We start from the raw sequence: 21245 nt of genomic DNA on the forward strand, positions 1-21245 counted from the left end.
GGCCGGTATAAGCAGTGCAAAGAGCTAGGTTTGCCGGGGAGGAACAGATGAAGCTGTCGCGACGGACGATCTTGCAAGGGGCTGCGAGTGTGCCTTTCGCACTTGCGAGCTTGCGGACGGGCGCGCTGGCGCAGACCGCGCCCGCCACGGAGCTGCCGCCGATTCTGTTCGTCCACGGCAATGGCGATTACGGCGCGCTCTGGATGACGACGCTTTGGCGGATGGAGTCCAACGGTATCGCGCGCGATCGCATGATGGCGATCAATTTCACCGACCCGCTGGCGCGCAACGACGACAAGGTCGAGCAGGCGGGTCGCTCCTCGACCGAGGATCAGCGCCTCGAGCTCGCTGCCGCCATCACCGAGCTGAAGCGCCGCACCGGCGCAGCCCGCGTGGCGCTGGTCGGCAGCTCGCGCGGCGGCTACGCGATCCGTAACGTCATCAAGAACGGCGGCGCCGGTGATGTCAGCCATGCGGTGCTGTGCGGTACGCCCAATCACGGCGTGTTCGCAACAGACGACCAGCCGAACAACGAATTCAATGGCCGCGGCACGTTCCTGCGCGGACTGAACGAGGGCGAGAGTGAGGTGACGCCGGGAGTCGCTTTCCTCACGCTGCGCAGCGACGGTCTGGACAAATTCGCGCAACCCGATGGCCGCTTTATCGGCAAGCCCGGCATGCCGACCAATGTCACCGCCGAAGGGCCGGAGCTGAAGGGCGCCACCAATCTCGTGCTCGGCGCGCTCGACCATCGCGAGGTGGCGTTTCACCCGCGCGCGTTCCGCGAGATTTACAAGTTCATCGCGGGGCGCGAACCTGCGCGCATCGCGATCGTGCCGGAGACCAGCGTGAGATTGAGCGGCCTCGTCACGGGTACGCCCGGCGGCGTGCCGACCAATCGTCCGGTCGCGGGTGCAATCGTCGATGTCTTCCGTGTCGATCCTGATACCGGGGAGCGCAAAGACGGTGCGCTGTACAGCTCGACAACAGGCTCAGATGGCCGTTGGGGGCCGGCGCAGGTCGATCCCGCCTGGTCGCTCGAATTCGTGCTGATCTCGCCGGATGCGCCGACGACGCACATCTACCGCTCGCCCTTCCCGCGCTCGTCCGAGGTTGTGCATCTGCGGCCCGCGCGGCCGCTCGGGCCGGCCGACAAGGCCGCCGGCGCCGTCGTGATCATGTCGCGTCCGCGCGGCTATTTCGGCCTGCCGCGCGACGTGGTGCTGCTCGACGGCAAGGAGCCGGCCGACGTCAAGCCGGGCGTGCCCACGGATGCGGCAGCCACCCTGCGGCTTCCCGCCACCGAGGTTGGCCGTAACATCGTGGCCCAATTCGGCGAAGAACGGATTGTGGCACGCGCCTGGGCTGCGTCCGAGAACCGGATTGCCATCGCCGAGCTGACTTACTAGCTATTTACCTGCGTCCCACCTTGCGGGAGAGAGCCATGAATATCGCCAGCGTGCGTCGGCCCATCACCCCTCCGGCTCCTCCGCGAGCGCCCGACGATATGTCGTTCTTCGGCCGGCTCGCGGTCATCAGGCAGAATATGATCGCGACCTGGGGTCAACGCGCCTACGAGGAAGAGGTCATTTCTGGCCGCTTCTTCTTCCGCAATAGCTTCATCCTGAACCAGCCGGACGCGATCCGGCACGTGCTGCTCAGCAATTACGAGAACTACACGCGCACGCCGGCCGGCATCCGCATGCTGCGCCCCGTTCTCGGCGACGGCCTTCTGATCGCGGAAGGTCATTCCTGGACGTTTCAGCGCCGCACGCTGGCGCCGGCCTTCACGCCGCGCGCGACCGCAAACCTCGTTCCGCACATGACGGCCGTGCTCGACGAAACCATCGCCAAGCTGGACGCGCAAACCGGTGAGCCGGTCGACCTGCGCGCGATCATGCAGCGCATGACGCTCGAGATCGCCGGTCGCACGATGTTCTCGTTCGGCATGGACCAGCACGGCGCAACCCTGCGCAACTTCATCATGGAATATGCCGCGCGGTTGGGGCGTCCGTACTTCCTCGACATGGTGCTGCCGGTGTCCTGGCCGAGCCCGATGGATTTTGCCCGCGCCCGTTTCCGCAAGCGCTGGACCGAGTTCGTGGCCATGCTGATCGCCGAGCGGCGTAAGGCGGGCAAGAAGGACGGTGCGCCGCCGCGCGATTTGTTCGATCTCATGGACGAGGCACGCGATCCCGAGACGGGCCAGGGCTTCTCCGACGAGCAGCTGGTCGACGAGGTCGCGACCATGATCCTCGCCGGTCATGAGACCACGGCGACGGCGCTGTTCTGGGCGCTCTACCTGCTCGCGCTCGATCCCGATACGCAGGAGGAGGTGGCGTCCGAGACCCGCGGCGAGCATCTCGACAGCATGGCCGACATCGATCGCCAGAAATTCACCCGCGCGGTGATCGACGAAACCATGCGGCTCTATCCGCCGGCCTTCCTGGTCGCGCGTGCCGCGCGCGATAGGGACAATGCGGCGGGCGTCGAGATCGGCAAGGGCGACATCATCATGATCGCGCCCTGGCTCTTGCACCGGCACGAGAAGCTGTGGGATCAGCCGAACGCATTCATTCCAAAGCGCTTCATGTCGCAGGAGGCGCCGGACCGTTTTGCTTACCTGCCGTTCGGTGCAGGTCCGCGCGTCTGCATCGGCGCACCGTTTGCCCAAGCCGAATCCGTGCTGGCGCTGGCGCGGCTGATCGGAGCGTACCGAATCGAGCTTGCCGACCCCGCGACCCCCGTAATTCCGCTCGGCGTCGTCACCACCCAGCCGGACCATTCACCCCTGTTCCGCATCACGCGTCGGTGACAGGCTCGCGTCTGGCCGCTGGCGTGATCCAGCCTACATAGAGTTTCGCCATGAGCGACATCCAGGCCCAATTCTCCGTTCTGAAGCAGACCGCCGATCCCGTTGTGGTGGAGGCCATCGCGCAGCTGATCGCCAACGGTCATGATCGCGATCTCAACCGGATCAATGCGCTGGATTTTGCCGACCGGACCGGGCTCGACCAGGAGAAGGTCATTTCCGGCTTCCTGCACGCCTCGCGGCTCGGCCTGTTCGACATGAGCTGGAACGTGCTGTGTCCCGGCTGCGGAGGCGTGCTGGGCGCGCACGCCACACTGAAGTCGTTGAAGCACGACGACTACAATTGCGCGCTCTGCGCCGCCGGATACGAGGCCTCCGTCGACGAGATGGTCGAAGTGGCCTTCACCGTCAGCCCGCGGGTCCGCCGCATCGGTGCTCATGATCCCGACACGTTGCCGATCTGGGAGTATGTGCGGCAGATGTTCTGGAGCTCAGGCGTCGACATCAACGACGAATCCTTTTCCCGCCTGATCGACCAGGTAACGCTCGAAGCCCTCGAATTGCCCGCCGGCGAGAAGGCGATCCTCTCACTCAATCTGCCGAGCCAGTTCATCATCGTGTTCGAGCCGGTCACCCATTCCGCCCATTTCCTGGACGTTCAGGGTGAGCCGACCAGCGAGCGTCAGCAGCTGTCGATCATGTTCAACAAGCTGGAGGCGCCGACGGGGACCACCGTGATGCGCCCCGGACCGTTGCGTCTCATGCTCGAGAACCAATCGGACAGTCGCGTATTGCCCTCGGTCTGGATTGCCGACCACGCGTTGCACGAGATGATCGGCAAGCGCAAGCCGATCCTGACCGCCAAGCGCATGCTGTCCAACCAGACGTTCCGCGACGTCTTCAAGGCCGACAACCTCAATGTCGACCAGCGACTGAAGATCACGTCCCTGACGTTCCTGTTCACCGACCTGAAGGGTTCGACGGCGCTGTATGAGCGGGTCGGCGACCTCAATGCCTTCGATCTCGTGCGGGCGCATTTTCGCGCGCTGCTGGAGATCATCGCCGCCGAGAAGGGTGCGGTCGTGAAGACGATCGGCGATGCCGTGATGGCGACCTTCGTCAGGCCCGAGCACGCCATCACCGCGGGACTGCGCATGCGCGCCGCGATGGACGAATTGAACAAGCAGCGCGGCGCCAACGACCTCATTCTCAAGATCGGGATCCACGAAGGCCCCTGCCTCGCAGTCATGCTCAACGAGCGGCAGGATTATTTCGGCCAGACCGTCAACATCGCCGCCCGCGTGCAGAGCCTGTCGACCGCGCAGGAGATCCACATCACCGGCCCGGTGCTGGACGCTCCCGCAGTCGCCGAGGTGCTCAAGCAGCGCGCCATCAAGCCGATCCAGAAGCAGGCCGCGCTCCGTGGCATCGCCGACAAGATGGTGGTGTACGAGATACCGTGAGGCATCATTCGTCATTCCGGGTTCGATGCTGGCGCATCGCCCCGGAATGACGGTGAACAGATTGCCGAAACGTAATACGCGCGCGGAACTGACGCACGTTGCGCCGGTTGGGTTTCTTGCTCATATAATGCTGGTAACGGCCGCGCTCCTTGCGGCGTCATCAATCTCGGTAGGACCTATGCTCGACGGCTTGCGCCAATTCATCGCCGACATTGTCGGTCCCCAAGCCCAGGACCGCGCATTTGGCGACAGCGATTACCGGCTGGCCGCGACCGCGCTGCTGGTCCATGTGGTCTCGCTGGACGGCCAGCCGAGCGCGGCCGAGCAGCGCAAGCTGCACAGCCTGATCGAAAGCCATTTCGGGCTCGACCGCGGCACCGCTGACCGTCTCATCGCCGACGCCACCCAGGTCGAAGGCGAGGCCGTCGACCTCTATCACTTCACCAGCGTCATCATGCGCTCGCTCGACGAAGCGGGTCGCAAGCGGATCGTGCAGATGATGTGGGAGCTGGTCTATGCCGACGGAGAGGTCAGCGAGTTCGAGGACAATGTGGTCTGGCGCGCGTCCGACCTGCTCGGCATCTCCCAGCGTGACCGGATCGAGCTGAAGCACGCCATTGCGGAGCGTGCCGGTGGCCAGGTCAAGGATCGCGCCGTCGGACCGGTCCCCGGCGGATTGCCTGGCCTGCGAGCCACATGACGAAACTTTAATATAAGCCCGGCGGTCCCCCGCTTCTGCGGATTCGACTGCAAATACCGGTCTTTCCTGCTTCCACTGTCGCTCTCACAAGCAGCCATGCTGCCAGCGCCGCTTGCCTGGCGCGCACGGCTTATGCTCTCGTTCTGGTATTGCCGGGACCACAGACTTCAATTCAAGAGACTTCGATCGTGAATGAGCGGGTAACGTTGATCACCGGTGCCTCGGCGGGCATCGGGATGGAGCTGGCGCGTGTGTTTGCCGCCAATGGACATCGCCTCGCATTGACGGCGAGACGGGTGGATCGGCTCGAAGCGCTCGCGAACGAGATCGCCGCCAAGGGTGGCAAGAAGCCGATCGTGATCGCCTGCGATCTCGAGGACCCGGATGCAGGCGAGAGGATCGCCGCAGCACTTGCCGCCGAAGGTGTCGAGCTCGATCATCTCGTCAACAATGCCGGCTTCGGCGTGTTCGGTGATGCCATCGAGCGCGATCGCGACATGCAGCTCGGCATTGTCGACGTCAACGTCCGTGCGCTGACGGATCTGTCGCTGCGCTTCGCCGATCAGCTCATCCGGAACAAGGGCGGTCTTCTCAATGTCGGCTCGGTTGCAGGCTTCCTGCCCGGCCCCGGCATGGCCGTGTACTACGCATCCAAGGCCTATGTGATTTCCTTCACCGAAGCATTGCGGGCGGAGCTCGCTCCCCGCGGCGTCCGTGTCACCGTGCTTTGCCCGGGCCCGGTCCCCACGGAATTCCAGGCCCGCGCCGGCGTCGGCTCGCAACATGACACGGCCTTTCTCAACGTCTCAGCTGCCGAGGTTGCGCGGGAGGCGTATCGCGCTCTGATGGCCAACAAACGGGCAGTGCTGCCCGGCCTCGGCAACAAGATTGTGCCGTTCGCGCTGCGCTTCTTCCCACGCGGCTTCATCCTGGCGGCCACTAGCCGGTTCCAGCGGCAGCGGCGCTGAACGCCGCCGCCCGCGTCCGTAGTGGCCCGGAGCTTGCTTCCAGACGTGCGCGTGTGTGCGCAAACTCACACGATGTTAACCATCGCTTAGCTATGCTGGCGGTCTGAACCGATAGCACTCGCAGAGGCCATGTCGTTCCGGACGGACAGGTTTGGTGGCGCAGAGGTGGTCGCCTTCCCACAGAGGGCGGCGAGCGTCGCCGCCGCTGAAACCCGGCTGCCGGTTCTGATCGTCCTGCATCAGGAATGCTCGACACCCGGCCGCGTCGGCAATGCGTTGCGCGCGCTCGGCCACCGCCTCGACATCCGCCGTCCTCGCTTCGGCGATCCCCTGCCCGAGACGCTCGATCAGCATGCCGGGGCCGTGATCTTCGGCGGGCCGATGAGCGCCAATGATTCCGACGACTACATTCGCCGTGAGATCGACTGGATCGAAATTCCGCTCCGCGAGCAGCGCCCGTTGCTCGGCATCTGCTTAGGGGCGCAGATGCTGGCGATGCAGCTCGGGGCCCGTGTCGCGCCGCATGCGCAGGCGCTGACGCAGATCGGGTACTACCCGATCAGGCCGACCGCCGCGGGCCGCGCGCTCTGCCCGCACTGGCCGGCGCAGGTCTATCACTGGCATCGCGAGGGCTTTGAGCTGCCTGGAGGCGCCGACTTACTCGCCGAAGGCGATGATTTCCCGGTGCAGGCGTTCCGCACGGGCAATGCTTTCGGCGTGCAGTTCCACCCCGATGTGACCTATGCGATGATGTGCCGCTGGACCACGCGCGGCTATGACGGATTCAGCGCGCCCGGTGCACGGCAGCGGCATCATCATTTCGCGGATCGCGCCGTCTACGATGTCGCCGAACGCGCCTGGCTCGATCATTTCCTCGACGGCTGGTTGGAGCGCCGGCCGATGCTGGCGCAAGCCGCCGAGTGATCGCGGCTTCGCGCAAGTCCTTGGCGCAAGTCCTTGGCGCAGGTCCTTGGCGCAAGTCCTTCTCCCATCCCGGGGTATGCTAGGCTCGCTTCTAACGAGCGCGTGCGAACGCGTGCCGGCAAACAAGGGAGAGTCATGGCCTACGAACACATTCTCTATGAGGTGAGCGACAAGATCGCGACCATCACGCTCAACCGCCCCGATCGCATGAATGCATGGACGCCGGTCATGGAGCGCGACGTGCGCAACGCGATGGAGGCATCGAGCGCCGACGACAATGTCCGCGTCATCGTCCTCACCGGCGCGGGCCGCGCCTTCTGCGCCGGCGCCGACATGGATGCGCTGAAGGGCCTCGATCCCAACGACGTCAGGCGCGCCTCGAACCTGCCGCCGTTCGACATGAATCGCCGGCCAGACTGGCAGACGCGGTACGGCTATTATCCTTCGATCAAGAAGCCTGTGATCGCCATGCTGAACGGCGCGACGGCAGGCATTGGACTGGTGCATGCACTCTATTGCGACCTTCGCTTTGCCGCCGACAACACCGTGTTCACCACCGCCTTCGCGCGGCGCGGCCTGATCGCCGAGCACGGCATCAGCTGGATGCTGCCGCGCATCGTCGGCCACGCCAATGCGCTGGATCTGCTGCTCTCGGCGCGGCGCGTGTCGAGCGAGGAGGCACTGCGGATCGGGCTGGTCAACCGGCTCTGTCCGCCGGAGAAGCTGCGTGAAGAGACGTATACTTACGCGCGCGATCTCGCCGATTTCGTCTCGCCGAGCGCGATGGCCGTGATCAAGCGCCAGCTCTACGAGGTGCCGTTCCAGACGCTGGCCGAGGCGACGATCGACGCCAACAGGGAGATGATGGTGGCGCTGAACGGGAGTGATTTCAGGGAGGGCGTGGCGAGCTTCATGGAGAAGCGGCCGCCAAGGTTTACGGGGAGGTAGGGGAATTCGCCAAGCCAGTCCGTCTTCGCCCTGCGGGCTTCGCCGGACACCACGCTTCACTCTTCGGGCTCCGCGCGGCTGCGCCACGCGTAGCCCGAAGGGCGAAGCGTGGTGGAGCCAGGCGGGATCGAACCGCCGACCTCGTCATTGCGAACGACGCGCTCTCCCAGCTGAGCTATGGCCCCTTTGCTGGCCGCTCTGGTGAACGCGGCCGACAACCGGGCGCCATTTAAGTCCCCGCCAAGGTCAAGTCAAGGACGGGCGTAACCCGGTTTTAGCTCTCCGGGTGCCGACTTCCCTTGTTTGGGCCTGACGGAACCGATATCTAGCAAACGGGGCGTCAATCCCGACCGAGCCAGAGTTTTCAAAAGCCAGAGGCCTCATAAGCCATGCGTGCCGTTCTCGACATCGTCATCATCGTGCTCGACCTCTACGTCTGGCTGCTGATCGCCTCCGCGATCCTGTCCTGGCTGATCGCCTTCAACGTGGTGAACACGCGTAACCAGTTCGTGTCGGCGGTGGCGGAGTTCCTCTACCGGATCACCGAGCCTCTGCTGGCGCCGATTCGCAATTTCCTGCCCAGCCTCGGCGGTCTCGACATCTCGCCGATCATCCTGATCCTGATCATCATGTTCATCGAGCGGGTGATCCTGTACTACATCTACCCGAACGTGGTCTAAGCGGGCGGGAGCGCCTTGGTTGCCAACAAGGAGCCTTGTTGTCAGGAGCCTTGCCCTAAGGACCCTTGGCGCTACTCGGCCGCAGGTATCAGCATCGCGCTGCGGGTGACGCCGCGCGGCGGCCGCGACGACATCGACGGGATCGAGCAGCTTTCGGATGGCCGCAGCGTGCTCAAGGTGCGGGTGCGCGCCATTGCCGATGGCGGCGAGGCCAACAAGGCCGTGCTGGCGCTGCTGGCGAAATCGCTCGGCGTGCCCAAGAGCAATGTAAAGCTGCTATCCGGAGCCACGTCGCGGCTGAAGCAGATCGCGGTCGACGGCGATCCGGCGCGTCTCGGCGAAACCCTGCGCCAGCTCACATCGGCCAAACCGACAGATTGAGAGAACGGACATGACCGCTGATATCATCGATGGAAAAGTCATTGCGGCGGAACTCCGTGGCCGCGTCGCCGAGGAGGTCGCCCGCGTCAAGCGCGAGCACAATCTGGTGCCGGGCCTTGCAGTGGTCCTGGTCGGCAACGACCCCGCCAGCGAAGTCTATGTCCGTTCAAAACACACCCAGACCCAGGCCGCGGGCATGGCCTCGTTCGAGCACAAGCTGCCGGCCGACGTCTCGCAGGCAGATCTGCTGGCGCTGGTCGCAAAGCTCAACCGGGATCCCGCCGTGCACGGCATTCTCGTGCAATTGCCGTTGCCGAAGGGGCTGAACACCGAGGCCGTCATCAACGCCATCGACCCCGCCAAGGATGTCGACGGGCTGCATCCGAACAATGCCGGCCGGCTCGCCGGCGGCTTCGAGGCGCTGTCGCCCTGCACGCCGCTCGGCTGCATCATCCTGACCAAAAGCGTGCACGCCTCGCTCGAAGGCATGAACGCCATCGTCATCGGCCGCTCCAACCTGGTCGGCCGCCCGCTCGTGCAATTGCTGCTGAACGAGAACGCCACGGTGACGATCGCGCATTCGCGCTCGCGCGACCTGCCTGGCCTCGTGAAGAAAGCGGACCTCGTCTATGCAGCAGTGGGCAAACCAGAAATGGTGCGCGGCGACTGGCTGAAGCCGGGTGCGACCGTGATCGATGTGGGCATCAATCGCATCCCGAAGGAGGACGGCAAGACGCGCCTCGTCGGCGACGTCGCCTATCAGGAAGCGCTTGCCGTTGCCGGCGCGATCACGCCGGTGCCTGGTGGTGTCGGCCAGATGACGGTGGCGTGCCTGTTGGTGAACACGCTCCGCGCGGCCTGCGCGATCGCCGGCCTGCCGAAGCCGGCGGTGTAGTTGAGCGTCATTCCGAGGCGGCTCGCAGAGCCAAACCCGGAATCTCGCGCCCCGACCTCTGGATTCCGGGTTCGCTCTGACGCGCCCCGGAATGACCGTGCCGATCAGCCCTTCTTCTTCTTCTCGCGCTCGATGCCTTCTTGGATCAGCTGGTGCGCTTCCTCCGGGCCGCCCCAGCGCAGGATCTTCACCCACTTGCCCTTTTCGAGATCCTTGTAGTGCTCGAAGAAGTGCTGGATCTGCTGCAGCGTGATGTCGGGCAGGTCGGAGTACGACTTCACCTTGTCGTAGCGCTGCGTCAGCTTGGACGACGGCACCGCCAGGATCTTCTCGTCGCCGCCGGCTTCGTCCTCCATGAACAGCACCCCAACCGGGCGCACGCTCATGACGGCGCCGGGGATGATGGCGCGGGTGTTGATGATCAGCACGTCGCAGGGGTCGCCGTCATCCGACAGCGTGTGCGGGATGAAGCCGTAATTGCCGGGGTAACGCATCGGCGTGTAGAGGAAGCGGTCGACCACCAGCGTGCCGGCCTCCTTGTCCATCTCGTACTTGATCGGTTCGCCGCCCACGGGGACCTCGATGATGACATTGACGTCGTGGGGGACGTTCTTTCCGATCGAGACCGCATCGATACGCATTCAAGGCTCCGTTGTTGCCGAGGATAAATCGCGCCCGGCAGCGATTTTGGCGCTGTCATACGCGGGCTTGGCCCGCTGATCCATCGCGTTTTTGTGAAATAATGAATCCGGCGATCACCGGCGCAAGCGGCCTGCGGTATCGACGGAGGGGAACGCTGCCCGGCTAGGGTTTCAGCAGCTCAATTGGTCCAAGCGAAGGCAACCTTGTCGAGCGCCTTCGGTCCGAAACGCTCCGACGAGCGCGCCACCATGCGGCCCCCCAGGGCGCGGTAGAACTCGGTGGCCGGGTCGTTGTCCGAGAGCGCCCACACCACCATGCTCTTCAGCCCGCTCTGCATCAGGTCGCGGCGGGCGGCGGCAAACAGGCGGCGGCCGAAGCCGAGGCCCTGAAACTCGGGCCGCAGATAAAGCTCGTAGATCTCGCCGTCGAAATGCAGGCTGCGGGCCCGGTTGCGGCCGTAATTGGCATAGCCCGCGATCTTGTCACCGAACACCAGCACGCTGACACGGCTGCCCTTGCGGATCGCGCTGTCCCACCATTGCGGACCGCGGCGGTTGATCAGCTTCTCCAGCTCGGCGCCGGGAATGATGCCCTGATAGGCCGAACGCCAAGCTTCGTCATGCGTCGACGCCACCGCAGTTGCATCTGCAGCTTTGGCCGGCCGGACCTCGATCAGGGTTGTGCTCATGGACGCGATCAAACCAAGTCGCCGCGTCGGCGGCAAGACCTATCGTTAATTATCGGTTAACCTGTGGACTTTCTGCATCAGTATTTTGGCCATGTTGTGCCGAAAAAGGACAGAGCCCAATGCTGAGGGCACCGGCGGGCCGTGCCTCGGTGCAAAACTCCTGTTGCGGCAACGAAGGAACGGCGATGGGCACCGCAGAAAGTCAGCCCATGCTGATTCGTTCCTACTAGTGTGGCTGTCGCTGTTCTTGTTCGCTCTCGCCAATTCATGCGGCTCCTCAACACCATCGCGCTCCTGCCTCTGCTGGCTTTGCTGACTGCGCCACCTCTGTGCGCGCAGGTCGGGTTCGGTCCAACCGGAGAGGAGGGCGAGCCGTTTCGTCGGCAGGAATGGCGCGTGCCAACGCCGGATACCGATCTTGCTGCGCATGCCCTGCTGTTTCGCCCCTCGGGCCCAGGTCCGTTCCGGCTCGCGGTGATCGCACACGCCTCGACGCAGAACACGTTGCGTCGGGTGCAAATGCTGCAGCCGGAATACCGCCCGCTCGCCGGCTATCTTGTCGCGCGCGGCTTTGCCGTGCTGGTGCCGGAGCGGCCCGGCCATGGAGCCACTGGCGGCCGCTACCTCGAGGATCAGGGCGGCTGCGACGAGCCCGACTACACGCGCTCGGGCCGCGCAACGGCCGACGCAATCAAGCTGGCGCTGGTTCAGCTGCAAAAGCACGATTTCATCCGCAAGGATGGCGCGATCGTGATCGGCCATTCCGCCGGCGGATGGGGTGCGCTGGCGCTCGCCGGTGCCGATCCGAAGGTGATCTCCGCCATCACCGTGTTTGCACCGGGACGCGGCGGCCATGCCAATGATGAGCCGAACCGAATCTGCGCGCCGCACACCCTGCTCGCCGCCGCAGCGGAATTCGGCAAGACCGCGCGCATTCCCGTCACCTGGCTTGTTGCGGGGAATGACAGCTATTTCGCGCCGGCATTCTCGCAGAAACTCGTCGATGCGTTTCGCGGCACGGGCGGCAAGGCCGAGTTTCGCCCGCTGCCGGCCGTCGGCAGCGAAGGCCATTGGATGATCGAAACCGAAGCCGGCGTCAAAGCCGCCAGCGGCGAGCTCGCGCGGGCGCTGAACCCGCCCAAGCCTGTGGCGACCAAGAAGCCATGACGCTGTATTTCCTGGTCAAGTTTGTTCACGTCGTCGGCGCCATCGTCATTCTCGGCACCGGGACCGGCATCGCCTTCTTCATGCTGATGGCGCATCGCACGCAAGACCCGGAGTTCATCGCCCGCACCGCTTCGGTCGTCGTCATCGCGGATGCGATCTTCACGCTGTCGGCCGTGATCCTCCAGCCGGTCAGCGGCGGCGTGCTGATGATGCTGTCGGCGACCTCGATCACGGAGCGCTGGCTGCTGGCCTCACTCGCGCTCTACGCGATTGCCGGCTTGTTCTGGGTGCCAGTCGTGTTCATGCAGATCGAAATGCGCGACCTCGCGCGCAAGGCTGCTGCGCAGCACAGTGCGCTCCCACAGCGCTATTTCGTACTGTTCCGCCGCTGGTTCGCGTTCGGCTTCCCCGGTTTTGGGGCAACCGTGCTGATCCTGTGGCTGATGATCGCAAAACCATTTTGAGAGACGTGATGAACCAGCGCACCATTCTCGTACTCGGCGCCTCTGGCCTGATCGGCCGCTTCGTCACCGATGATTTGCGCACGCGGGGCTTTCGCGTCGTCGGCGTGGCGCGGAGCCTGTCGCCGGCGCAGAGGATGAGCGCGCTGGACATCGAGCTGCCGATCCTCATCCTCGATACGGCCGCGCTGACGCGTCTTCTCAACGAGCATGCGGTGGACGTCGTCGTGAACTGCCTCGGCGTGCTCCAGGATGGCCCCGGCAGCAACACCAGCGCGGTGCATCGCGATTTCGTCGCGCGACTGCTTCAGGCGATCGGTGGCAGCGGCCGCGCAATCCGGTTGGTGCACATCTCGATCCCCGGCACCGCGGAGGCGGATCGCACCGCTTTTGCCACGACCAAGCGCGAGGCCGAGCGCCTGATCGGAGCCAGCGGCATTCCCCATGCCATCCTGCGGCCCGGCTTCGTGGTCGCACCGTCAGCCTATGGCGGCAGCGCCATGCTCCGCGCGCTTGCAGCCTTTCCGATCGATTTGCCGGCCAAGGACATGGCAACGCCATTTCAGCCCGTGGCCATCGAGGATATTTCGGCGACCATCGCCTGGCTCGCCGCGCGCGACATCGACGATGCCTCGTTGAGGGCGGTGAGCTGGGACCTGATGCAGGCCGAACCGGTCACCATGGCCGGCGTCATCAAGCCGTTTCGCCAAGCGTTCGGCACGGCCGGTTGGCCACGCATCGCGATGCCGCGTTTCATGCTCGATCTCGGCGCGAAACTCGGCGATGTCGCCAGCTATCTTGGCTGGATGCCACCGATGCGCTCCACCGCCATTGCCGAGCTCCGTCGCGGCGTGACTGGCGATCCGACAGCGTGGATCGCCGCGACGGGCATCGCGCCGAGGAGGCTCGCTGAATTAATCGGACGCCATCCTGCCAGCATCCAGGACACATGGTTCGCGCGCCTGTTCCTGGTCAAGGCGCTGATTTTCGCAAGCCTGGTCGCGTTCTGGGTCGTCTCCGGTTTCATCGCCTTGTTCGTGTCCTACGGTGCCGCCGCCGGCATTTTGACCGCGCACGACTTTCCGCCCGCGTTGGTCGATCCCATCACCATCGGCACCAGCCTGATGGACATGAGCATCGGTGTCTTGATCGCCTTCCGCCGGACGGCTGCGATCGGCTTGATCGCGGGTATTTTCGCTTCGCTCGGCTATATGGTTGGCGCCGCAATTCTCACGCCCGACCTCTGGATCGAGCCGCTTGGCGCGCTGGTGAAGACCGGGCCGGCGATCGTGCTGATGATCATTGCATTGCTCATGCTGGATAAGCGATAGCGTTTTCGAGCGAAGTGGATTCCGGTTCGCGTGAAGAAAACGCGTCAAAATGAGAGTCTGATGCCCAAATGGCCTGATGACGACGTCATTCTGTTCGACGGCGTCTGCATCTTCTGCTCACGCTGGGTCCGCTTCGTCGCCAAGCGCGACACGGCGAGGCAGTTTCGGTTCACGCCGATCCAGTCGGATTATGGCGCCCGGCTCGCGCGCACGTTCGGCATCGACCCCGATGATCCCGACACCAATGCGGTGATCCATGGCGGCGAAGTGTTCATGAAGTCGGATGCTGCGCTGACGGTGCTGTCGCAACTCCCAGGCTGGCGCTGGGTGCGCGCATTATTCGTGTTGCCGAAGCCGCTGCGGGATGCGGTCTACAGCCTCGTCGCGCGCAACCGCTATCGCATCTTCGGAAAGTATGACGCCTGCTTCGTGCCAGATGCGGATTTGCGAGCGCGAGTGATCGAGTAGCCCGCAATGACGGAGCTTGCAGCTAAGGCTTGCCCAGAGCCGCCAGCACTTCCTTCGCCGCCCGCTCGCCGCTGTCCCGTGCACCATGCGCGGTCGTGAAGAAGGTCGGCGACGTCGCCTCGCCCGCGAAGAACAGACGTGCATCCACCGGCGCAGCCAGCACGGCACGGTCGCCGGCATGGCCGGGCAGCGCATGCGAATACGACCCCCGCGCAAAGGGATCGCGGGCCCAACGCGATTCATACAGCGGCTTCAGCTTGCAGCGGGTATTGTTGCCGAGAAAACCCGCGATCTCGCTGATGGCTTGGGCGGCGATGGCACCGTCGCCGGCATCTTCCAGCGCGCGGGCAAAGCTGCCGCCGAAAAAGCCCTCGATGCAGGGCTGGCCGAACGGGCGGATGTGATAGGTGCCCATCTCCGTGCGCATGGTGGCGCCGCGTAGATTGCCTTCTGTCGGAAAGGTCTCGGCGTCATCGAGGGCCAGCGTCACCTTATCGTCGACGCCGAGCGGCAGGCCCGCCGCTGCGTTCACCTTTGCGGGGAGCGGCGGCGAGAAGCGGATGGCTTCTTCCGCGATGAGATTGGTCGGCACGGTGACGATCGCCTTGTCCGCGGTCAGCGCGCCCCGCGACGTCTCGATGTGGACGCGTTTGTCCGAATGATCGATCAGCGCGACATTGCAATTCAGCGCCACCGGGCAGGGCGCACCATAGGCCGCAATCAGCGCGCCATAGCCGCGGCGGACGCGCCAATTGAAGTTGGTGTCCTCATAGGCGTCCCAGTCCAGCGTCGACATATCCTTCAGCTCGCACCCGTTGATATAGGTCGAGATCGCGTCGATCATCGGATTCCAGCGATTACCGGGCTCCAAATGCGAGCTCGCGGCCTCGTCCTTACCTGTTTGCGCCGCTTCCCACAGACGCTCATAGAACGCGTCCATTGCGCGCATGAAATCGTCGCGCTCGCTTTCCGGAAAGGCATTGCCGTAGGCCCGCTCGCGCCAGGGCGGCAGGTCCTTGTTGAGCTCGAAACCGAGCTGTCGCGCGATCGGCACGAAAGAGTTCTTGTCGGCCGAATGCAGCCAGCCGCAGCCGACGTCGAACGTCACCTCGGGTGAGGCCTGCACCGTCCAGGCCCGGCCGCCGAGCCGGTCACGTGCCTCCAGCACGATGACGGAGAGGCCACGGCCCGCCAGCGCGTGCGCCGCGCCGAGGCCGGCGGCACCAGCGCCGATGATCGCGACGTCGACGGAGGAGGGGAGGGACATGAAAAAGCGAATAGTGAGTGGCGAATGGCGAATAGAGTATCGGAACTAGGGCCTGTGGCCAAACGGCCCTATTCGCTACTCGCCAATTCCCATTCGCCCGCTTACGCCACCGCTTCCTTGGCCTTTTCCGCGCGCTTGCGCTCGTTCGGGTCGAGGTGCTTCTTGCGCAGGCGGATCGACTTCGGGGTGACCTCGACGAGCTCGTCGTCCTCGATATAGGCGAGCGCCTTTTCCAGCGTCATGCGGATCGGCGGGGTCAGGCGCACCGCCTCGTCCTTCGAGGTGGTGCGGATGTTGGTGAGCTGCTTGCCCTTGAGCACGTTGATCTCGAGATCGTTGTCGCGGGTGTGCTCGCCGACGATCATGCCGCGATAGACCTTCCAGCCCGGCTCGATCATCATCGGGCCGCGGTCTTCCAGCTTGAACATGGCGTAAGCCACCGCCTCGCCCTGGTCGTTCGAGATCAGGACACCGTTGCGGCGGCCCTGGATTTCGCCCTTGTAGGGGGCGTAACCGTGGAACAGGCGGTTCATGATCGCAGTGCCGCGGGTGTCGGTGAGCAATTCGCCCTGGTAGCCGATCAGGCCGCGGGTCGGCGCGTAGAACACCAGGCGCTGACGGTTGCCGCCCGAGGGCTTCATCTCGATCAGCTCGGATTTGCGCTCGCTCATCTTCTGCACGACGACGCCGGAATGCTCCTCGTCGACGTCGATCACGACCTCCTCGATCGGCTCCATGGTGGCGCCGGTCGCTTCGTCCTTCTGGTAGACGACGCGCGGACGCGACACCGAGAGCTCGAAGCCCTCGCGGCGCATGGTCTCGATCAGGATCGCGAGCTGGAGTTCGCCGCGGCCCGACACTTCCATCGCGTCCTTGTCGGCGGATTCGACGACGCGCAGCGCGACGTTGCCCTCGGCTTCGCGCAGGAGACGGTCGCGGATCATGCGGCTCGTCACCTTGTCGCCTTCGGTGCCGGCGAGCGGGGAGTTGTTGACGATGAACGACATCGACACGGTCGGCGGATCGATCGGCTGCGCCGGCAGCGGCACCTCGACGGTCGGGTCGCAGAAGGTGTCGGCGACGGTGCCCTTGGTGAGGCCCGCGATCGCGACGATGTCGCCGGCTTCGGCTTCATCGAGCGGGGTGCGCTCGAGGCCGCGGAACGCCAGGATCTTGGTGATGCGGCCGGACTCGACCAGCTTGCCGTCGGCGTTCAGCACCTTGACCTGCTGGTTCGGCTTCAGCGTGCCGGAAGAGATGCGGCCGGTGATGATGCGGCCGAGATAGGGGTTGGCTTCGAGGATGGTGCCGATCATGCGGAACGGACCTTCCTCGACCTTCGGCGGGGCGACGTGGCGCAGGATCAGGTCGAACAGCGGCTCCATGCCCTTGTCCTGCGGACCTTCGGGGCTATCCGCCATCCAGCCCTGCTTGGCCGACCCGTAGAGGATCGGGAAATCGAGCTGCTCCTCGCTGGCATCGAGCGCCGCGAACAGGTCGAACACCTCGTTGATGACTTCGGTCGGGCGCGCGTCAGGGCGGTCGACCTTGTTGATGACGACGATCGGCTTGAGGCCGACCTTAAGCGCCTTGGAGACCACGAATTTGGTCTGCGGCAGCGGGCCTTCGGCGGCGTCGACCAGCACCAGGGCGCCGTCCACCATGTTGAGGATGCGCTCGACCTCACCGCCGAAATCGGCGTGGCCGGGGGTGTCGACAATGTTGACGCGGGTGTCCTTCCACTGCACCGAGGCTGCCTTGGCCAGGATGGTGATGCCGCGCTCGCGCTCCAGATCGTTGGAGTCCATGGCGCGATCGGTCACCTTCTGGTTCTCGCGGAACGTGCCGGACTGCTGCAGGAGTTTGTCGACCAGGGTCGTCTTGCCGTGGTCGACGTGGGCGATGATGGCGACGTTACGAAGATTCATGAGTGAGCTTCTTTGCGGTCGAACAATGGGTTAAGCGCGATCTCGCCGGTCGGACCGGGACCTCTTCTCGAAACAACGCTGGAAGACTGGAAACGGGGCGCTTTCCGCCCAAAAAGGAAGCCCGGCCATATCAGACCGGGCGCCCTGCGCGTTGCGGCGCAATATATGCAAAAACGGCCAAAAAACAATGTGTTCTTTGACCGTTGGTTGACTGAATTTTGTCCGGGAATCCCCGGGGCTTAGGGCTGGGTCGGGGGGTGAGCGGGGACCCTGCGCCCCTTGATGGCCGCCCAGATCATGGCGACCCCGCCGATGCCCACGACCAGTCCCAGAAGGACGAACGGCGCGATGTCGCCAGTGATCTTGCCGTCCTCGAACATCGACACTCCGCCGAACAGGAGTGCGCAGAGACCTGGCACCAGCATGAAGATCCCGGCGATCGCCATCAGCGCGGTGAGGCAACCGCTGCGAGCTGGGCCGGGCGTTGGTGCGGGTGGTAGAACCGGCGGTGGCGTGTCGCTCATCGTGGTGCCTCCTCGGTTTGCCTCGCCTCGTGATAGGTCTGCCCCTCGAGCCCGGCGCGAATCCGGGAGATGGCGCCATTCCGATAGAACAGATTGTAGGTGTCGAACGGGATGATCGCCCCCTGCTCGGTCACGAAATGGATGCAGCTGCGCTTGACGTTGCCGACGCAGAAATTGAAGCGGTCGAGAAACTGCACGATGGTGACGCGGAAGACGTTTTCGTAGGTGAGCCCGTCCGGCACCTGAAAGCTCGGCAGGCAGCACAACAATTCGCAGACGCGCTCGGACGTGTTGAGGGGCCCTGAGGAGAGCGAGAACAGGTCGATGAATTTTTCGCGCAGCACCGGATATTTCTCAGGGCTGATTGTGTTGGGCATCACCGCCACCAGCTGCTCCTGCGGGATCAGCGAGGTCAGCGGCAGCACCTTCTCGCCGTTGCGCAGGCCATAGCCGATCGAGATGCTCTCGGGGTTGCAAGGCAGCGGAATCATGTCCTTGTCCCCGAACACGCCAGTCTCGACGACGCGCTTGCGGATCTCCGACAGCATGATGCGGTCGGTATTCTTGTCGAAGCTCTCGTTGCGGCCGGCATCCTGGACTGGCTGCAACGTCACCCCGCGCACGCACGTCCAGGTCAGCGCGTGACGCACGATGTCGCCGATCTCGGAATCGTTGACGCCGCGCTTGATGGTCGCGACCAGCGTGGTCGAGATGCCGCAATGCTCGAGATTTTCCAGCGCCTGCTGGCGGATCTTTCGTAAATCCGCGCCGCGCAGGTTGATCAGCGCATCGCGATGCAGCGAATCGAACTGGAGATAGATCTCCAGCCCGCGCCTGTTTTCGGCGAGCCGCGCCACGAAATCCTTTTCGCGGGCGATGCGCAGTCCGTTGGTGTTGATCATGACGTGGCGGATCGGCCGGGCGCGCACGGCGTCCAGGATCTCGAAGAAGTCAGGATGCAGCGTCGGCTCGCCACCGGAAATCTGCACGAGATCGGGCTCGCCCTCGCTCGCGACCAGCGCGTCGAGCATCTTCTCCACCGTCGCGAGCGGCGTGAATTTGGTTCGTGCCGGCGAGGACTCCGCAAAGCAGACCGGGCAGGTGAGGTTGCAATGCTCGGTGATCTCGATCAGCGCCAGGCAGGAATGCTGCTCGTGGTCGGGACAGAGACCGCAATCATAGGGGCAGCCGAATTGGGTGCGTTCCTGGAATTGCAGCGGCCGGTCGCCCGGCTTGATGAAATCCTTGCACAGCCGCCAATAGGCGGCATCGGTCGACACCAACGTCGATTGCACGCCGTGCTCCCTGCAACGCTTTTCGTACCAGACCTCGTTGCCGAGAATCTGGATCTTGGTCGGAACCAGCTTCAGGCAGGTCTCGCAAAGAGATTGGGTCTGGCCCCAGAAGATGTAGGGGCGCGACTTACGCAACGGCGCGTTCATGCAAGTGACTCGTTTTGTAAGCGTCTCGCTTGGGGTGCCGTCGCGAGCATGAATGCGGCGTAGAGCAGGACGGACAGCGACAGTAGGTGAAACAGGGTCAGGGGCCCGACCAGCGTGCCATAGGGCTTGAGGAATTCCCATAGGAAGCGCTGCATTCCGTAATAGGCGAGCACCAGGTAGAAACCATTGGTGATCGTGAACGCGTTCCGGTTCAAGACCGCCACCACATAGGCGAGCGCGAACAGGGCCATGGCCGCGCTCTCGTAGAGCTGCACGGGATGGCGGCGAACGCCGTCGCCGAAATCCTGGCCGAAGGGCAGCGCCGTCGGCGTGCCATAGGTGAAATCGTCGAGCCCTGCGAAGTAGCAGCCGATCCGGCCGATCGCGATGCCGAGCGCCAGCGGCAGCGCGAACCGCGCGCCGGTTCGTACCGTGACGCCTGCGGACCATTTGTAGAGCTCGATCGCCACGATGCCGCCCGCCAGCCCGCCCTCGACCGAGCGCGCAATGCCGCTTTGCCCGGACAGCCACAGATTGGCGGAGCCGAACAGATAGGCGCCAAGGCCTGCGCCAAACACCAGCGTGGCGATATAGGGCAGCGCGAAGGATTGCGAGGGAAACTGCAAGCCCCGTCGCGACAGCCAAAAGACGGCGGTAGCCGCCGCCAGCCAGGCCAGGATGTCGAAGAGAGTGTGAAGGAAAGCCCCGCTCATGCGGGGCCAGTATAGCACGACCGCGGTTAGAGCGGCGCGCCGCGCATTATAGCGCCACAAGAGAGAAGGAAGAAGCTACCCGGCCTCCCGCTCCTCGGTCGGATAGACCCCGCGCAGCACCTCCTCGAAATGCATCTTCACCGCATCGTTGCACAGGCAGGCGCGCAGCCTCAGGCCGTCGCGGTTGCGGACGAGGATCGAGCCGCGCCGCGTGTCGAGCACGCCTTCGGCCTTGAACGACTGAAGCACGCGGCTGGCATAGGAGCGGCCAACGCCGAGCAAAGTCGCGAGCTGTTCGTGGGTCAGCGGCACACTGGTCTCGTCGCCGGTCCGCTCCATCGCCGCCAGGATCCATTTGGCGGTGCGCTGCTCGATCGAATGGATCGCGTTGCAGGCGGTCGACTGGAAGATCTGGGCCAGCATGCAATCGGCATAGCGGGCAAAGACGTTGCGCAGCGACGCCGAGCGCAGCTTGGCCGCTTCCAGCTTGGCAACGTGAATGCGCGCAAACGGTCCGCCGAATTTGACGCAGATCCGGGTATAGGCCGGCAGAAACCCCTCGCTGACGATGCCGCCCACCGCGCCTTCGCGGCCGACCAGAATGGTTTCGACGTCGCGGCCATCCTCGTTGGGGACGAGGAAAGTCGCGAGCGACGGGCCGCAGGGGAAGTGGACCACCTGCACGTCATCGCCGGGATTGTAGAGCAAGTGCCCGGCTGCAGAGTCCTCGACGGTCACGTGCGGCGCCACGAGGCCGTAGTCGACCTGACTCAAACGCCGCAGCAGATTGTTGGCCGGCCGGCTCTCGACCTCGGTGATCTTGCCGATACGCGCATCCATTCT

22 protein-coding genes and 1 tRNA gene are annotated in these 21245 nt (G+C 64.4%); 14 read left to right on the forward strand and 9 right to left on the reverse strand.

Features of this window, described 5'->3' with window-relative positions:
- Positions 1–47: 47 nt before the first annotated feature.
- From I6F16_RS25275 to I6F16_RS25305, 7 genes are all read left to right on the forward strand, one after another.
- Positions 48–1409, forward strand: coding sequence for a hydrolase (locus I6F16_RS25275; RefSeq protein ID WP_225113182.1), 1362 nt, complete (start codon positions 48–50; stop codon positions 1407–1409).
- Between the two features lie 35 nt (positions 1410–1444).
- Positions 1445–2815 (forward strand): cytochrome P450, encoded by a 1371-nt coding sequence (locus I6F16_RS25280; protein WP_036002897.1) that lies wholly within the window; start codon positions 1445–1447, stop codon positions 2813–2815.
- A gap of 50 nt (positions 2816–2865) precedes the next feature.
- The gene (locus I6F16_RS25285) at positions 2866–4275 is read left to right on the forward strand and encodes an adenylate/guanylate cyclase domain-containing protein (RefSeq protein ID WP_225113184.1); all 1410 of its coding nucleotides are present in this window, start codon (positions 2866–2868) and stop codon (positions 4273–4275) included.
- Between the two features lie 178 nt (positions 4276–4453).
- Positions 4454–4975, forward strand: a complete 522-nt coding sequence (locus tag I6F16_RS25290) for a TerB family tellurite resistance protein (protein ID WP_036002890.1) — start codon at positions 4454–4456, stop codon at positions 4973–4975.
- Positions 4976–5163: 188 nt separating this feature from the next.
- Complete coding sequence (locus tag I6F16_RS25295) at positions 5164–5943, forward strand: SDR family oxidoreductase (protein WP_225113185.1); 780 nt, start codon at positions 5164–5166, stop codon at positions 5941–5943.
- Positions 5944–6072: 129 nt separating this feature from the next.
- On the forward strand, positions 6073–6867 hold the full coding sequence (locus tag I6F16_RS25300; protein WP_109142003.1) for a glutamine amidotransferase: 795 nt from the start codon (positions 6073–6075) through the stop codon (positions 6865–6867).
- A 135-nt stretch (positions 6868–7002) separates the two neighbouring features.
- Positions 7003–7815, forward strand: coding sequence for an enoyl-CoA hydratase (locus I6F16_RS25305; protein ID WP_225113186.1), 813 nt, complete (start codon positions 7003–7005; stop codon positions 7813–7815).
- 109 nt (positions 7816–7924) lie between these two features.
- On the opposite strand, the gene I6F16_RS25310 is transcribed toward I6F16_RS25305, so the two are convergent.
- Positions 7925–8000: transfer RNA gene (locus I6F16_RS25310), tRNA-Ala, on the reverse strand.
- Positions 8001–8204: 204 nt separating this feature from the next.
- On the opposite strand from I6F16_RS25310, the gene I6F16_RS25315 reads away from it, so the two are divergent.
- Genes I6F16_RS25315 through folD form a run of 3 tightly spaced genes read left to right on the forward strand, consistent with a single transcriptional unit; the run spans position 8205 to position 9771 of the window.
- On the forward strand, positions 8205–8495 hold the full coding sequence (locus I6F16_RS25315) for a YggT family protein (protein WP_036002872.1): 291 nt from the start codon (positions 8205–8207) through the stop codon (positions 8493–8495).
- 15 nt (positions 8496–8510) lie between these two features.
- Entirely contained in the window at positions 8511–8876 is a 366-nt protein-coding gene (locus tag I6F16_RS25320; protein ID WP_051056859.1) for a DUF167 domain-containing protein, read from the forward strand.
- Positions 8877–8886: 10 nt separating this feature from the next.
- Positions 8887–9771 (forward strand): bifunctional methylenetetrahydrofolate dehydrogenase/methenyltetrahydrofolate cyclohydrolase FolD, encoded by an 885-nt coding sequence (gene folD / locus I6F16_RS25325; RefSeq protein ID WP_225113187.1) that lies wholly within the window; start codon positions 8887–8889, stop codon positions 9769–9771.
- Between the two features lie 104 nt (positions 9772–9875).
- Here the strand turns inward: folD and ppa are convergent, their stop codons facing one another.
- Positions 9876–10412 (reverse strand): inorganic diphosphatase, encoded by a 537-nt coding sequence (ppa, locus tag I6F16_RS25330; RefSeq protein ID WP_036002867.1) that lies wholly within the window; start codon positions 10410–10412, stop codon positions 9876–9878.
- A gap of 179 nt (positions 10413–10591) precedes the next feature.
- Positions 10592–11101, reverse strand: a complete 510-nt coding sequence (locus I6F16_RS25335) for a GNAT family N-acetyltransferase (RefSeq protein WP_024338772.1) — start codon at positions 11099–11101, stop codon at positions 10592–10594.
- Positions 11102–11368: 267 nt separating this feature from the next.
- On the opposite strand from I6F16_RS25335, the gene I6F16_RS25340 reads away from it, so the two are divergent.
- From I6F16_RS25340 to I6F16_RS25355, 4 genes are read left to right on the forward strand one after another with little or no spacing between them, the layout of a single operon-like run.
- Positions 11369–12268 (forward strand): alpha/beta fold hydrolase, encoded by a 900-nt coding sequence (locus tag I6F16_RS25340; protein ID WP_225174084.1) that lies wholly within the window; start codon positions 11369–11371, stop codon positions 12266–12268.
- The gene (locus I6F16_RS25345) at positions 12265–12732 is read left to right on the forward strand and encodes a DUF2269 domain-containing protein (protein ID WP_225174085.1); all 468 of its coding nucleotides are present in this window, start codon (positions 12265–12267) and stop codon (positions 12730–12732) included. The genes I6F16_RS25340 and I6F16_RS25345 overlap by 4 nt, the downstream gene beginning before the upstream one ends.
- A gap of 8 nt (positions 12733–12740) precedes the next feature.
- Complete coding sequence (locus tag I6F16_RS25350; protein ID WP_225174086.1) at positions 12741–14060, forward strand: SDR family oxidoreductase; 1320 nt, start codon at positions 12741–12743, stop codon at positions 14058–14060.
- A 60-nt stretch (positions 14061–14120) separates the two neighbouring features.
- Positions 14121–14528 carry a thiol-disulfide oxidoreductase DCC family protein gene (locus I6F16_RS25355; RefSeq protein WP_225174087.1) on the forward strand — a complete coding sequence of 136 codons (408 nt, stop codon included), beginning with the start codon at positions 14121–14123 and terminating at the stop codon, positions 14526–14528.
- 22 nt (positions 14529–14550) lie between these two features.
- Here the strand turns inward: I6F16_RS25355 and I6F16_RS25360 are convergent, their stop codons facing one another.
- The 6 genes from I6F16_RS25360 to I6F16_RS25385 all read right to left on the reverse strand — a co-directional run bounded on the left by I6F16_RS25360 (position 14551) and on the right by I6F16_RS25385 (position 21242).
- On the reverse strand, positions 14551–15795 hold the full coding sequence (locus I6F16_RS25360) for an NAD(P)/FAD-dependent oxidoreductase (protein WP_225174088.1): 1245 nt from the start codon (positions 15793–15795) through the stop codon (positions 14551–14553).
- A gap of 101 nt (positions 15796–15896) precedes the next feature.
- On the reverse strand, positions 15897–17723 hold the full coding sequence (typA, locus tag I6F16_RS25365; protein WP_036002847.1) for a translational GTPase TypA: 1827 nt from the start codon (positions 17721–17723) through the stop codon (positions 15897–15899).
- A 239-nt stretch (positions 17724–17962) separates the two neighbouring features.
- Positions 17963–18247, reverse strand: a complete 285-nt coding sequence (locus I6F16_RS25370) for a hypothetical protein (RefSeq protein WP_225174089.1) — start codon at positions 18245–18247, stop codon at positions 17963–17965.
- Positions 18244–19689 carry a radical SAM protein gene (locus I6F16_RS25375; protein WP_225174090.1) on the reverse strand — a complete coding sequence of 482 codons (1446 nt, stop codon included), beginning with the start codon at positions 19687–19689 and terminating at the stop codon, positions 18244–18246. The genes I6F16_RS25370 and I6F16_RS25375 overlap by 4 nt, the downstream gene beginning before the upstream one ends.
- On the reverse strand, positions 19686–20402 hold the full coding sequence (locus I6F16_RS25380) for a prolipoprotein diacylglyceryl transferase family protein (RefSeq protein WP_225135603.1): 717 nt from the start codon (positions 20400–20402) through the stop codon (positions 19686–19688). The genes I6F16_RS25375 and I6F16_RS25380 overlap by 4 nt, the downstream gene beginning before the upstream one ends.
- A gap of 75 nt (positions 20403–20477) precedes the next feature.
- On the reverse strand, positions 20478–21242 hold the full coding sequence (locus tag I6F16_RS25385; protein WP_036002835.1) for a helix-turn-helix domain-containing protein: 765 nt from the start codon (positions 21240–21242) through the stop codon (positions 20478–20480).
- Positions 21243–21245: the final 3 nt, after the last annotated feature.

It is taken from the genome of Bradyrhizobium sp. IC4060, from assembly GCF_020193715.1.
In the GTDB taxonomy this organism is placed as follows: Bacteria; Pseudomonadota; Alphaproteobacteria; order Rhizobiales; family Xanthobacteraceae; genus Bradyrhizobium; species Bradyrhizobium yuanmingense.

Excerpts from the sequence above, each read along its gene's own strand:
- I6F16_RS25275 (WP_225113182.1), top strand. The coding sequence starts at position 48 with ATGAAGCTGTCGCGACGGACGATCTTGCAAGGGGCTGCGAGTGTGCCT.
- I6F16_RS25280 (WP_036002897.1), top strand. The coding sequence starts at position 1,445 with ATGAATATCGCCAGCGTGCGTCGGCCCATCACCCCTCCGGCTCCTCCG.
- I6F16_RS25285 (WP_225113184.1), top strand. The coding sequence starts at position 2,866 with ATGAGCGACATCCAGGCCCAATTCTCCGTTCTGAAGCAGACCGCCGAT.
- I6F16_RS25290 (WP_036002890.1), top strand. The coding sequence starts at position 4,454 with ATGCTCGACGGCTTGCGCCAATTCATCGCCGACATTGTCGGTCCCCAA.
- I6F16_RS25300 (WP_109142003.1), top strand. The coding sequence starts at position 6,073 with ATGTCGTTCCGGACGGACAGGTTTGGTGGCGCAGAGGTGGTCGCCTTC.
- I6F16_RS25305 (WP_225113186.1), top strand. The coding sequence starts at position 7,003 with ATGGCCTACGAACACATTCTCTATGAGGTGAGCGACAAGATCGCGACC.
- I6F16_RS25315 (WP_036002872.1), top strand. The coding sequence starts at position 8,205 with ATGCGTGCCGTTCTCGACATCGTCATCATCGTGCTCGACCTCTACGTC.
- folD (WP_225113187.1), top strand. The coding sequence starts at position 8,887 with ATGACCGCTGATATCATCGATGGAAAAGTCATTGCGGCGGAACTCCGT.
- ppa (WP_036002867.1), bottom strand. The coding sequence starts at position 10,412 with ATGCGTATCGATGCGGTCTCGATCGGAAAGAACGTCCCCCACGACGTC.
- I6F16_RS25335 (WP_024338772.1), bottom strand. The coding sequence starts at position 11,101 with ATGAGCACAACCCTGATCGAGGTCCGGCCGGCCAAAGCTGCAGATGCA.
- I6F16_RS25340 (WP_225174084.1), top strand. The coding sequence starts at position 11,369 with ATGCGGCTCCTCAACACCATCGCGCTCCTGCCTCTGCTGGCTTTGCTG.
- I6F16_RS25345 (WP_225174085.1), top strand. The coding sequence starts at position 12,265 with ATGACGCTGTATTTCCTGGTCAAGTTTGTTCACGTCGTCGGCGCCATC.
- I6F16_RS25350 (WP_225174086.1), top strand. The coding sequence starts at position 12,741 with ATGAACCAGCGCACCATTCTCGTACTCGGCGCCTCTGGCCTGATCGGC.
- I6F16_RS25355 (WP_225174087.1), top strand. The coding sequence starts at position 14,121 with ATGCCCAAATGGCCTGATGACGACGTCATTCTGTTCGACGGCGTCTGC.
- I6F16_RS25360 (WP_225174088.1), bottom strand. The coding sequence starts at position 15,795 with ATGTCCCTCCCCTCCTCCGTCGACGTCGCGATCATCGGCGCTGGTGCC.
- typA (WP_036002847.1), bottom strand. The coding sequence starts at position 17,723 with ATGAATCTTCGTAACGTCGCCATCATCGCCCACGTCGACCACGGCAAG.
- I6F16_RS25370 (WP_225174089.1), bottom strand. The coding sequence starts at position 18,247 with ATGAGCGACACGCCACCGCCGGTTCTACCACCCGCACCAACGCCCGGC.
- I6F16_RS25375 (WP_225174090.1), bottom strand. The coding sequence starts at position 19,689 with ATGAACGCGCCGTTGCGTAAGTCGCGCCCCTACATCTTCTGGGGCCAG.
- I6F16_RS25380 (WP_225135603.1), bottom strand. The coding sequence starts at position 20,402 with ATGAGCGGGGCTTTCCTTCACACTCTCTTCGACATCCTGGCCTGGCTG.
- I6F16_RS25385 (WP_036002835.1), bottom strand. The coding sequence starts at position 21,242 with ATGGATGCGCGTATCGGCAAGATCACCGAGGTCGAGAGCCGGCCGGCC.